A 12218-nucleotide genomic window follows, 5' to 3' on the forward strand; every position below is an offset into this window, starting at 1 on the left:
CGGTGAGGAAATGACCTTTCAGGAACTGAAGATCAATCTTGCAGAATGGCTTTTGCTCAAGGTGAAATATCCTTCTGAATATGTGATGGGAACGCCGGGGTTAAGGCGCTTTGATCAATATAAAGGCAAGAAAAAAATCATTCTGACTTTAATTCCGTCCCATGATAATTTGGGAGATCACGCGATTGCCCTGGCAAGCCGGACATTCATAGAAAACGAGTTTCCCGATTTTGAATTAATTGAAATCGGCATCAACGATATTTACAAACATGCAAAAGCGCTCATGCGCATCCGCCACCCCGAGGATATGGTGTTCATCATCGGCGGAGGAAACATGGGGGATTTGTACCGCAATGAGGAGTGGACGAGGCGCTTCATTATCAAAACATTCAAGCATTATAAAATCGTTCAGCTCCCGGCAACCGCGCACTTTTCCGAGACACCCCGCGGTAAAAAGGAACTGAAAAGGGCGAAAAAAATCTACAACTCCCATCGCCGGCTGTTCATGATGGCGCGCGATGATACAACCTATCAATTTATGAAACAGCATTTTTCAAACCAAACGATTGTGAAGCAGCCTGATATGGTGCTTTATTTAAAGAAAGAACAGCAGTCTGAAAGAGATGGTGTGCTCGTTTGTTTAAGGGAGGATAAAGAAAGCTTTCTCAGGCCGGAAGAGCGTAAAAAGCTGCTGCAGGCTGTCGGCGACGAGTATGGCGGTGTCAAAACTTTTACAACGACGATCGGCAGGAGGGTCAGCCGCGTGTCCCGCGAGAAGGAGCTGAACCGGCTTTGGAATCAGCTGAGAGGTGCGGAGGTCGTTGTGACAGACAGGCTGCACGGCATGATTTTTTGTGCGATAACAGGAACGCCGTGCGTTGTGATCCGCTCTTTTGATCATAAGGTGCTTGAAGGCTTTCACTGGCTGAAAGACGTTCCTTCGCTGAAGCTTGTAGAAAATCCCGATGCGGCAGAGGTTCTCGGTGCAATCGAAGAGCTGATCAAGACCGGTGATTCGCATCGTGAGACTCCGTCAAGGGACCATTATTTCACAGATTTAAGACAAAAAATTATGGGTGATGTCCAATGAAGCCATTTGTCAGTATCATTGTTCCGATGTACAATGTCGAAGACTATATAGAAGAATGCGTCGATTCGCTGCGCGGGCAGACGCTAAAAAATATTGAAATCATCCTTGTCGATGATGGCTCCCCCGACAAATCCGGGGAGATAGCCAGAAAGTACTGCAGCCTGGATGCCAGAGTGAAAGTGATTCATAAAAAAAACGGCGGGCTGAGCTCGGCGAGAAATGCCGGTCTTCAAGCCGCGACAGGAGATTATGTCGGGTTTGTCGACGGTGATGATTTTGTATTGCCTGCCATGTTTGAAAACATGTACGCCGCTGCCAAAAAAGACGACCTCGATATCGTCATGTGCGGGTATCATAAACATTCCGATATGGAAGACATCTACTTCCCGCCGCCGCTGCCGACCGATCGCCTCTTGTTGAGCTGGGACATTAAACGCGAGCTCAAAAAGGCGCATGAAACCCGCTTCATCTGGTATGTGTGGCGGAATTTGTACAGGCGCGACCTGCTGAAGAAAAACCAGCTGTACTTTTTTGAAGACATTCGTTTTGCAGAGGATTCGCCGTTTAATTTGTACGCCTTTTATGCAGCGAAACGGGTGAGAGCGATCGATGCCGGCTATTACATGTACAGGTGCAACCCGGATAGCCTGACAGAGGTGCCGTTTAAACCGTACATGGATGAAAGCCTGAAAAGGCAGTACCGGGCGAAAAGGAGATTCTATGAGACGTTTCAGCTTTTGGATGAATGTGCGGACGATCTGGAAACGTACACATGCAAACATCAAATTCCGATGCTTTTAGCCAATGCCTGTGCGGAACCGAAGCCTTCAAAGCAGGTGAGGCGGCATATTAAAGACATATTGTCTTACCGGATGGTGCAGTCGTGCGTCAAAGCCACGTCTCTCCGCAGCCGCAACCTGTTAATCGGCCAGCGGCTCGTTTTATTGCTATGCAAGCTGAATATTCCGATTCTCCTCGAATTGTTTTTTAAACGAAATCTGCCCAGTAAGGGATGAGCCTTTTGAATAAAACATTTGTTTTGAATCTCGGCGCCAATGTGGCGTCTTTTTTATTATCGGTGCTGTTTTCGATGTGGCTGACGCCTTATGTCATCAAGAACCTCGGTGTTGAGGCGTTTGGGTTTGTCCATCTCACGCAGAATATGATCAATTACTTTTCGATTATTACGGTTGCCTTGAGCGCGGTCGTTGTCCGGTTTTTTTCTGTTTCCGCCCACAGGGGAGCGCTTGACGAAGCGAGAGGCTATATGAATACCTATATCGTTTCATCACTGGTGCTTTCAGTCATCTTGTTTTTTCCGCTTGGCGGCACGGTGTTTTTTATCGATCAGATCATTCGCGTTCCCGCCGGTCTTTTGGGGGATGTGCAGATCGCGCTTTTGATCGGGAGCCTGCTGTTTTTATTGACCTTTGTGATGTCGGGATTTGCCGCCGGTCCGTTTTTTGCCAATAAAATCTATATTACAAGCACGATCCAGGCCGTCCAAATGCTGATTCGCGTCTTGAGCGTATTGTTGATTTTCGCGTGGTTTGCACCGAAGATCTGGCACATTCAGCTCGCCGCTCTTATCGCAACCGCTTCGGCGTGCATCCTGTCGATCTTTTTCTTTAAGAAATTGATCCCATGGTTTACGTTTCGTGTGAGGGATATGTCGTTTGCAAAGTGCAAAAAACTGCTTCAGGCGGGAGGATGGAGCTCCGTCAGCCAAGTCGGCGTCCTGCTGTTTCTGCAAATCGATTTAATGGTGGCGAATGTGATGCTGGGGGTTTCCGAATCCGGCATGTACGCCGCGATCATTCAGTTTCCGCTGTTATTACGGACGCTTTCGGGAACGCTTGCGGCCGTATTTTCACCTACGATTACACTCTATTATTCAAAAGGCGACAAAGAAGGGCTCGTCCGCTATGCCAACCAGGCCGTCAGGTTTAACGGCATCCTGCTCGCTTTGCCGGCGGCGCTTCTGGGCGGGCTGGCCGGCCCGTTTCTGTCGCTGTGGCTCGGCCCTTCATTCGAACACTTGAAATGGCTTTTACTGATACATGCGGGTTATTTGGTTGTTTCATTAAGCCCGGCGCCGCTGTTTTATATCTTTACCTCCTATAACAAGCTGAGAACACCGGCGCTGACCACGGTAGCCTTCGGCGTTGTCAATTTGCTGCTTGCCATCGTGCTGAGCGGCCCGGCGGGTCTGGGCCTTTACGGAATTGCGCTGGCTGGTGCGGCAGCTTTAATGCTGAAAAACGTCGTCTTCACTCCGATTTATGCGTCAAAGATTACGGGTGAAAGAAAAAGGGTTTTTTATAAAGGCATATACAGGCCGGTTGCCGGCGCTTCATTTACCTTGGCTGTCTGTTACGCTCTTCAATACTTATTTGCGATCGACAGCCTGCTGTCCCTGTTTGTCGCGGCGCTGGCTGCGACGGGGGCATACGGCCTGTTTGCTTATTTCGTCATGTTGACGAAAGCGGAACGGGATATTGTCACAACGAAGCTGCAAGCATTGCGATGCTCTTTATCCTTCCCGTTTCAAAAGGGATTTTTTAAATAAAAGAAAGGGGTGCGTTTTTCGTGCTAGCGAAACGGTTTTTCGATCTTGCATTGTCGGTTATTTTGCTGGTCGCGCTCAGTCCGGCCATGATCCTGACGGCTTGCCTCATCAGATGGAAAATCGGCTCGCCTGTTTTATTTCGCCAAACCCGGCCGGGGCTGAATGGCGAGCCTTTTACATTATATAAATTCAGAACGATGACTGATGAAAGAGATGAAGCAGGCAATCTGCTAAGCGATGAAAAACGGCTGACAAAGACGGGGCGGCTGATTAGAAAAACGAGCCTTGACGAGTTGCCGCAGCTGATCAACGTCATCAAAGGAGACCTCAGCCTCGTCGGGCCGCGGCCGCTTTTGATGGAGTATATTCCCCTCTATACGAAGCGGCAGTGGAGACGGCATGAAGTTAAGCCGGGCATCACAGGCTGGGCGCAGATCAACGGGAGAAATAAAGTGACATGGGAGGAAAAATTTGAACTCGATGTCTGGTATGTGGATCATCGTTCTTTTTTGCTTGATCTCAAAATCCTTTTGTTGACTGTCGTAAAAGTTTTGAAGTCGGAAGGCGTCAGCCAGGACCGGCATGTGACTGCAGAAAAATTTACGGGGAGAAGGAATGCCTGATGCAAAACGTGGTGATCATCGGAGCCGGCGGCCATGGGAAAGTCGTTCGGGATCTTGTAAAAGAGCGGCCGGATACGGCGCTTGCCGGTATTCTTGATGACCGGTATGCGGAGCTTCATGTTGAGAACGGTTTGTATCGAGGGCCTTCAGCCGCCGCAGAAGAACTTGCGCGATTGCATCCGGACGCGAAGTTCGTCCTGGCTGTCGGCCAAAACGGCATCAGACAGCAGCTGTATGAACGCCTCGGCCTTCCGCTTGACAGGTATGCGGTTTTGATTCATCCGTCCGCTGTGATCAGCGGTTCGGCCCGGATTCAAAACGGCACCGTTGTCATGGCGTCGAGCGTCATCCAAGCGGATGCCGACATCGGCATCCACACGATTGTCAACACAGGTGTGATCGTCGAACACGACAACCGGATCGGCGATTACGTTCATCTTTCGCCGGGAACGGTGTTGACAGGCGGCGTGACAGTTATGGAAGGCGCTCATCTCGGAGCGGGAACGGCGGTCATTCCCGGAAAGACAATCGGACGCTGGAGCGTGACGGGAGCGGGATCAGCCGTGATTCACGACATTCCAGATGATTGTACCGCTGTCGGAGTCCCTGCAAGAAAGATCAAATAACAGCAGTAAAAAGGGTGAAAAACATGAGTCAGAATAAGCGAATTTATTTATCTCCGCCGCACATGAGCGGAGACGAGGAGCGCTATGTAGCTGAAGCGTTTCGGACAAACTGGATCGCGCCTCTCGGTCCCCTTGTCGATACATTTGAAGAAAAGCTTGCCGCCTATGCGGGGACGTCCGGAGCCGCGGCAGTCAGCTCCGGAACAGCCGCAATCCATCTGGCCTTGAAATTGCTCGGCGTCGGCAAAGGTGATACAGTCTTCTGTTCTTCCTTTACGTTTGTAGCGAGCGCTAATCCGATTATATATGAGCAGGCTGAACCGGTTTTCATCGATTCTGAACGGGATACTTGGAACATGTCGCCCGAAGCGCTTGAATGGGCGCTCGACGAAGCGGAGCGTGCCAGGAATCTCCCGAAAGCCGTCATCGTCGTCAACTTGTACGGCCAAAGCGCGAAAATGGACGAGATTACGGCCATTTGCGATCGATTTGCCGTGCCTGTCATTGAAGATGCGGCAGAATCGCTTGGCTCTGTTTATAAAGGCAAAAAAAGCGGAACCTTCGGCCGCTTCGGCATCTATTCGTTCAACGGTAACAAAATCATCACCACATCAGGCGGAGGAATGCTTGTCAGCGATGATGAAGACGCTTTGAAAAAGGCGCGCTTTTTAGCCACTCAGGCGCGCGAGCCAGCCATTCATTATCAGCACGAAAAAGCGGGCTACAATTACCGGATGAGCAATGTCCTGGCCGGAATCGGCATCGCTCAGCTCGCCGTTCTGGATGACCGGGTCCATGCCAGACGGGCGGTCTTCGAACGCTATCAGGAGGCGCTCTCCGGTATCGAAGGTATAGAATTTATGCCTGAAGCCGGCATGTCAAACCGCTGGCTCACGACATTAACGTTTGACACAGCAAAAATTCAAACAACACCGGCGGACATCATTGAACAGCTCGCAAAAGAAAACATTGAAGCCCGGCCATTATGGAAACCTTTGCACAGACAGCCCCTTTTTAAAGGTGCGGCCTTTTATCCTCACGATGATCAAGGCTCTGTCTGCTGCGACTTATTTCAGCGCGGGCTCTGCCTGCCGTCAGGATCAAGTATGACGCCGGAAGAGCAGGACCGGGTAATTCAACTCGTTGCCGACCGGATTAAATATAAATGAGGTGCTAAACATGGCGATTACATATTCCATGGACAGCTTAAAGCATAAGCTGGCAGAAATTTTGGATGTCATTCCAAGGCATTCATCAGTCGTTTACTTGGACTACCCGCTCTACGGAAACGTCGGGGACCTATTGATTATGAAAGGAACCGAAGCTTTTTTTGAAGCATACGGCATCAAGGTGTGCGAAAGATGGAATGCAGAGAATTTCATTCCGGGCCGCCGCATTCCAAAGGACGCCATCATTGTTTGCCAGGGGGGCGGCAATTTCGGTGATTTGTACCCTCACTTCCAGCAGTTCAGGGAACGGGTGGTCGAACATTACCCGGACAACCGGATCGTCATTCTGCCGCAGTCGATTTATTATGAACATGAAGAAAATGTTAAAAAAACGCGCGACATTTTGGCGGCTCACCAGGATCTGCACTTATTCACGCGGGAAAAGGCATCATTTGAATTTGCCGTCAAGCGTTTCGAAGGGATGAAAAACATCCGAATGATGCCAGACATGGCTCACCAGCTCTGGCCGATCGCGCCGTCTGCCGAAAAACCGTCTGAGTCCGTTCTGCGGCTGATCAGGACCGACAAAGAAGCAAACAGCAGTCTCCAGAAAGCAGGGGAGCCGGACACGTACGATTGGAACGTCATCTTATCAGAAGGCGACAAACGCGGAATCAAACGCCTGCAGACGATCAACGTCCTCAACAAAAAAGCGGGCAATCCGCTGCCGATCGCTTCTTATTGGAAACGCTATTCGGACAGCCTTGTCGACAAATCAATCCGTTTCTTCAGCCGCTATGAATCAGTCATTACTTCAAGGCTGCACGGCCACATCTTATCGTGTCTGCTCGGAAAAGAAAACGTAGTGATTGACAACTCCTACGGAAAAAACGCAAATTATTACAACACATGGATGAAGGACATCCCGAATACGAAACTGATTCAAAACCATCAGACTGAAGCAGAAAAACCGCCTGTTCACGTATGACAGGCGGTTTTTTTTGCTATGCTTCTTCGCGCTTTACTTTGTTGTAGGCTTCATCCAAATGCTGAATCCGTTTTAAGACGACCGCGTTTTTTGTCAGCTGGTCTTGGACAAGCGTTGACACGACTGAACGGTAGTAGCTGTTCATCGCGTGGATTTTATCCTCATTTGGATGCATTTCAATATGGGTTTTAAAATTTTCTATGAAATAGGGCACAGAGAAAAGTTCTGTCAATGGTAACACTCCTTTTTTAAGTCTATACGGTACGGAACCGATCGTGTAAACTAATAGTGGGAGGGGAGATATGATGAACTTGCATGTACAGCAGCAGCAAACGGCAAAACTTCACTTGACGCAAGGGCTTGCCCAAGCCATTCATATGCTTCAGTATTCGTCGGCCGAGCTGAACAGCCGGATTGACGAACTCTCATTGGAAAACCCCCTGATCGAACGAAAAGACTCCGATATTCCCCGATCATTTTACCATAAAACGAATCGTCATTTACAAAATGAAGGAATAAGCCGTACTGAGACGGCACATTCCCGAGAGGATGTCAAAAGCGCCTTGAAACGGCAGGCGCTCGATCTCCGCCTGTCAAGCCGGGAAAAGCGGATTTTTAGCTACCTGGTCGATTCCCTTGATCAAAACGGATATGTGACAGAGGACATCGCCTTTATCGCTTCTGAGCTGGCTGTCACCAGAGAAGAAGCGGAAGAAGTCTTGGGCAAGCTGCAGACTCTTGATCCGGCAGGCATCGGAGCGCGGTCGCTTCAGGAATGCATCCTGATTCAATTAAAGCGTCTGCCAAAGGAGACGGCAAAAGCAGAAAAAGTCATTTCCTCATACTTTGACCTGTTTGCCAAAAAGGGATGGAAAGAGCTGTCGGAAAGAGCGGGGCTGTCGCTTTCAGAGCTTCAGGACATACAAGACCTTGTCGCAGAACTGTCGCCGCGTCCCGGATTGATGTATGGCGCGGATGAAGGCGAAGTCTATATCGAGCCTGATTTAATCATTTCAGCAGAGGATGGAAAATTGGCGCTTGAGCTCAGCAGCCGTTCTTTTCCCGACATCCAGCTTAACGCGTTTTACGAGCCGTTTTTGCAGCGTCAGTCAAAAGACGAGGCGACAGCTTATATTTCTGAAAGGTTCAAGCAGTGGAAATGGCTCGACAATGCCCTCAGGCAAAGACGGGAAACGATGCGGAGGGTGATGGCGGAAATCATGGTGCGGCAAAAAGATTATTTTTTAAAAGGGAAAGACGAACTGAAGCCGCTCACATTAAAAGAGGTCGCCGATGCCCTCGGCGTTCACGAATCAACAGTAAGCCGCGCAGTCAAAGGGAAAATCGTGCAGACGCCTTTTGAGCTGTGCGAGCTTAAACGGTTTTTTTCGGCGAAGGTAAAGGACGCCGCTGACGGGCATACGTCAAGTCATACAGTCAAGGCGCACCTGCGCCGGTTGATCGATGAAGAAAATAAAATGAAACCGCTTTCAGATAAGAAGCTGGCCGACCTTTTAAACGAAAAGCACGGCGTCGTCATATCGAGGCGGACCGTCGCCAAATACCGTGATCAGCTCAATATACTGCCTTCGTCTGTCAGAAAGAGATATCAATAAAGAAGCCGTCCGGCACGAACGCCGGCGGCTTTTTTTACGGGATCATCCACGAAAACAGATGATGCTGCAGGAAAGTGATCATGCAAACGAGGAACAGAAGAAACAGACTGTGTTTTAGTGTAAAGCGAAGCAAGTCGGATTCTTTTCCTGCCAGTCCGACGGCTGCGCAGGCGACCGCAATCGACTGCGGAGAGATCATTTTTCCTGTGACACCGCCTGAAGAGTTGGCCGCCACAGACAGCACCGGCTCCATTCCGACCGACTGTGCTGTCACTTTTTGCAGGCTGCCGAACAGCAAATTGGCCGACGTATCTGAACCGGTTATAAACACGCCGAGCCAGCCGAGAACGGGAGAAAAGAATGCGAACATTGAACCCGTCATCGCAAGGGACATGCCCAGTGTTGTGCTCATGCCCGAAGAGTTGGTGACATAGGCAAAACCGACGACGGAAGCGATCGTTAATATCGGTTTGCCGAGCTCCTTCAGCGAATCTGTAAACACGGCGCCCCATTCTTTCCAAGGCATGCCTGTGACAAACTTTGTCAGTACGGCGGCAATCAGGATCGCCGTTCCCGCCGATCCGGCGAGATCAAGTTTATAAAGAGCTTCAAGCGGTTTTCCGGAACCATCGAGAATTTGATTGTGTAAAAAAGGCACGCCGGGTGCAAACGTCAGCCTGCCGCCGATGTCATGTATGAACAGCAGCAATGGATTTGAACCTTCGTAATAACCTGTCAGCGCCTGTTTGACAGCTGGAATTCCCCAGATAGAGACCATTGCCGTGAGTAGCAAAAACGGTGTCCACGCCTTGAAAATCTGCCCCGCCGAGTATGACGCCTTTTGCTGTTCAAGCTGCTGCGCCTCCGCTGCAGCGGCCATTTCCTTTTCGTGCGAAAATTTGAATGTCGTTTTCGGTTTCCAAAATTTTAAGAATACAGCGAGCGCGATAAGCGATACGATGGCTGACAAAATATCCGGGAGCTCAGGTCCCAGGAAGTTTGAGCTTACATACTGCGTAACGGCAAAAGAGACACCCGACACGAGAATCGCCGGCAGCACTTCCCAAGCCCTTTTGAAGCCGCTCATGATAATGATCAAATAAAACGGAATAAATACAGATAAAAACGGCAGCTGGCGTCCGACCATTTTTGAAATGTCCATCGCAGGAATCCCCGTCGGCCCTTCAACCGCAATAATCGGGATGCCGATCGCCCCGAAAGCGACAGGCGCCGTGTTGGCGATCAGGCATATACCTGCCGCATACAACGGATTGAAGCCGAGGCCGACAAGCAATGCAGCCGATATCGCGACAGGGGCGCCGAAGCCTGCCGCTCCTTCTAAAAATGCCCCGAATGAAAACGCTATCAAAAGTGCTTGCAAACGGCGGTCATCTGTAATCGACAATACCGAGCTCCTGATGATTTCAAATTGGCCGGTTTTCACTGTAAGCTTGTACAAAAAAACGGAAGTCACGATAATCCAGCCGATCGGAAGCAGCCCGTAAACCGCACCTTGCGAAGCCGACATCACAGCCTGATGAGCGGGCATACCGTATACGAAAACGGCCAGCGCGAGCGCAATCAGCAAAGTCGTCACACCCGCTGTATACCCTTTCATTCTTTTGATTGCCAAAGCCCAGAAAAAATACAAAATCGGTATAAGCGCTGCAAGCGAAGAGAGCAGCAAACTGTTCCCCAGTGGAATATAATCTTGCGTCCATCCCATCTCCAATTCCCCCTTTGTTCGTCAAAGAAAAGCCTCATCTAATCATCTGATGACATGATGACAAGACTAATCATTTAGCATTATATTTCTCAATGTCATAAATTACAATCTTTTTTTGCATGAAGCCGAAGGCTATATGTTCCGGACGGAAAGAACGGTATAATAAAAAATAGCGCATCATGCCCAGTCTGGTTACGAGGTGAAAAAAGTTGAAATACAAACAAATCAAGACGAAAAAAATATACGAAGAAGTCGCGGAAGCGCTTCTTGATTCGATTAAAAGCGGAGAGCTTGAGCCCGGTGACAAGCTTGACTCCGTCCAGGCGCTCGCCGAAAGCTTTCAGGTCAGCCGTTCGGCCGTCAGGGAAGCGCTGTCCGCGTTAAAAGCGATGGGGATGGTCGAAATGAAGCAGGGGGAAGGGACGTATGTGAAAAGGTTTGAGCCTGAGCAAATTTCCATCCCCCTTTCGGCTGCGCTTTTGATGAAAAAGAAAGACGTCGCTGAACTGCTCGAAGTCCGTAAAATACTTGAAATCGGGGCTGTCTCCAGTGCGGCTCAAAAACGCACGGAGGATGATCTCGGACGCATGCAGGCAGCACTTGAGGATATGAAGCTGGCGGACGGGAACGGCGAACTTGGCGAAAAAGCCGATCTCGCGTTTCACCTTGCGCTTGCCGGCGCCTCGCAAAACGATCTGCTGAAAGGCTTGATGAATCATGTATCATCGCTCTTAATTGAGACGATGAGGGAGACGCGCAAAATTTGGCTGTTCTCGAAGAACACAACCGTTAAGCGCCTTTATGAAGAACACGAAGCCATCTATCAGGCTGTGAAGGAAAAAGACGGCCAAAAAGCAGAGCAAGCGATGCACAATCATCTGACAAATGTGGAACAAGTGCTGGCCTCATATTTTGAAGAAACAAAACGGGCCGACGAGCCGGCCATATAAGCAGCGGCCAGAGTGAAAACGAAAAAGAAACCCCTTTCGAAAAATTTTACCAAGGTGTAAGATGGAGAAAGAGGTTTTTCTAACCAAGTCATCAGATGACCTGATTTATCGGGTTGGAGAGGGGATCAAGATGAAAGTATCACTGTTTATCACGTGTTTGGTTGACATGTTTCAGTCAAATGTCGGAAAAGCGACGGTTGAACTGCTGGAACGGCTCGGATGTGAAGTGGATTTTCCCGAAGGGCAGATCTGCTGCGGCCAGCCTGCATACAACAGCGGCTATGTCAAAGATTCCAAAAAAGCGATGAGACGGATGATTGAGACGTTTGAATCAGCTGAATACGTCGTCAGCCCTTCAGGATCGTGCGCTTTTATGTTCAAAGAGTACCCGCACCTTTTCCGGGATGAGCCGGCCTGGGCGGAAAAAGCGCAGCGGCTGGCTGACAAAACGTATGAGCTGACCGATTTTATCGTCAACGTATTGAAGGTTGAAGACGTCGGGGCGACACTTGAGAGAAAGGCGACATATCATACGTCATGCCATATGACAAGGCTTTTGGGTGTCACGGACGCGCCGATGAAGCTGCTTCGGCATGTGAAGGGACTGGAGTTCACGCCGCTGCCGCGCAAACACGACTGCTGCGGATTCGGGGGAACTTTTTCGGTGAAGATGTCGCAAATATCCGAACAGATGGTCGATGAGAAAGTGGCGTGTGTCGAAGAAACAGCCGCAGATGTATTAATCGGGGCGGACTGCGGCTGCTTGATGAATATCGGCGGGCGGATCGGGAGAAAGAACAAGCCGATTGAAGTCATGCATATCGCAGAAGTGCTGAACAGCAGATAAACAGACATCCGGTC

Annotated in this window: 12 protein-coding genes; 10 read left to right on the forward strand and 2 right to left on the reverse strand. The window is 49.7% G+C overall.

Annotated elements, in window-relative coordinates:
- Window positions 1–10 precede the first annotated feature (10 nt).
- Genes BTA31_RS02635 through BTA31_RS02665 form a run of 7 tightly spaced genes read left to right on the forward strand, consistent with a single transcriptional unit; the run spans window position 11 to window position 7065 of the window.
- Window positions 11–1090, forward strand: a complete 1080-nt coding sequence (locus tag BTA31_RS02635) for a polysaccharide pyruvyl transferase family protein (protein ID WP_076788783.1) — start codon at window positions 11–13, stop codon at window positions 1088–1090.
- Window positions 1087–2106 carry a glycosyltransferase gene (locus BTA31_RS02640; protein ID WP_076788784.1) on the forward strand — a complete coding sequence of 340 codons (1020 nt, stop codon included), beginning with the start codon at window positions 1087–1089 and terminating at the stop codon, window positions 2104–2106. Before BTA31_RS02635 ends, BTA31_RS02640 begins: the two co-directional genes overlap by 4 nt.
- On the forward strand, window positions 2103–3659 hold the full coding sequence (locus BTA31_RS02645) for an MATE family efflux transporter (protein ID WP_239693122.1): 1557 nt from the start codon (window positions 2103–2105) through the stop codon (window positions 3657–3659). Before BTA31_RS02640 ends, BTA31_RS02645 begins: the two co-directional genes overlap by 4 nt.
- A 20-nt stretch (window positions 3660–3679) precedes the next feature.
- Window positions 3680–4282, forward strand: a complete 603-nt coding sequence (locus BTA31_RS02650; RefSeq protein WP_043928463.1) for a sugar transferase — start codon at window positions 3680–3682, stop codon at window positions 4280–4282.
- Window positions 4282–4908 carry an acetyltransferase gene (locus BTA31_RS02655; RefSeq protein ID WP_076788786.1) on the forward strand — a complete coding sequence of 209 codons (627 nt, stop codon included), beginning with the start codon at window positions 4282–4284 and terminating at the stop codon, window positions 4906–4908. The genes BTA31_RS02650 and BTA31_RS02655 overlap by 1 nt, the downstream gene beginning before the upstream one ends.
- A gap of 23 nt (window positions 4909–4931) precedes the next feature.
- Window positions 4932–6077, forward strand: a complete 1146-nt coding sequence (locus tag BTA31_RS02660) for a DegT/DnrJ/EryC1/StrS family aminotransferase (protein ID WP_076788787.1) — start codon at window positions 4932–4934, stop codon at window positions 6075–6077.
- Between the two features lie 10 nt (window positions 6078–6087).
- On the forward strand, window positions 6088–7065 hold the full coding sequence (locus BTA31_RS02665) for a polysaccharide pyruvyl transferase family protein (RefSeq protein ID WP_076788788.1): 978 nt from the start codon (window positions 6088–6090) through the stop codon (window positions 7063–7065).
- Window positions 7066–7081: 16 nt separating this feature from the next.
- Here the strand turns inward: BTA31_RS02665 and yvfG are convergent, their stop codons facing one another.
- Window positions 7082–7297: a protein YvfG gene (gene yvfG / locus BTA31_RS02670; RefSeq protein WP_003185491.1), complete on the reverse strand. Its 216-nt coding sequence runs from the start codon at window positions 7295–7297 to the stop codon at window positions 7082–7084.
- 70 nt (window positions 7298–7367) lie between these two features.
- Here yvfG and rpoN point away from each other — a divergent pair, with 70 nt between their 5' ends.
- Window positions 7368–8681, forward strand: a complete 1314-nt coding sequence (gene rpoN / locus BTA31_RS02675) for an RNA polymerase factor sigma-54 (protein ID WP_076788789.1) — start codon at window positions 7368–7370, stop codon at window positions 8679–8681.
- Between the two features lie 34 nt (window positions 8682–8715).
- Here the strand turns inward: rpoN and lutP are convergent, their stop codons facing one another.
- Window positions 8716–10407, reverse strand: coding sequence for an L-lactate permease LutP (gene lutP, locus BTA31_RS02680; RefSeq protein ID WP_076788790.1), 1692 nt, complete (start codon window positions 10405–10407; stop codon window positions 8716–8718).
- 209 nt (window positions 10408–10616) lie between these two features.
- On the opposite strand from lutP, the gene lutR reads away from it, so the two are divergent.
- Together lutR and BTA31_RS02690 are read left to right on the forward strand one after the other, a co-directional pair.
- Window positions 10617–11357: an L-lactate utilization/bacilysin biosynthesis transcriptional regulator LutR gene (lutR, locus tag BTA31_RS02685; protein WP_076788791.1), complete on the forward strand. Its 741-nt coding sequence runs from the start codon at window positions 10617–10619 to the stop codon at window positions 11355–11357.
- Window positions 11358–11487: 130 nt separating this feature from the next.
- The gene (locus tag BTA31_RS02690; protein WP_076788792.1) at window positions 11488–12204 is read left to right on the forward strand and encodes a (Fe-S)-binding protein; all 717 of its coding nucleotides are present in this window, start codon (window positions 11488–11490) and stop codon (window positions 12202–12204) included.
- Window positions 12205–12218 lie beyond the last annotated feature (14 nt).

The organism is Bacillus haynesii, from assembly GCF_001969855.1.
In the GTDB taxonomy this organism is placed as follows: domain Bacteria; phylum Bacillota; class Bacilli; order Bacillales; family Bacillaceae; genus Bacillus; species Bacillus haynesii.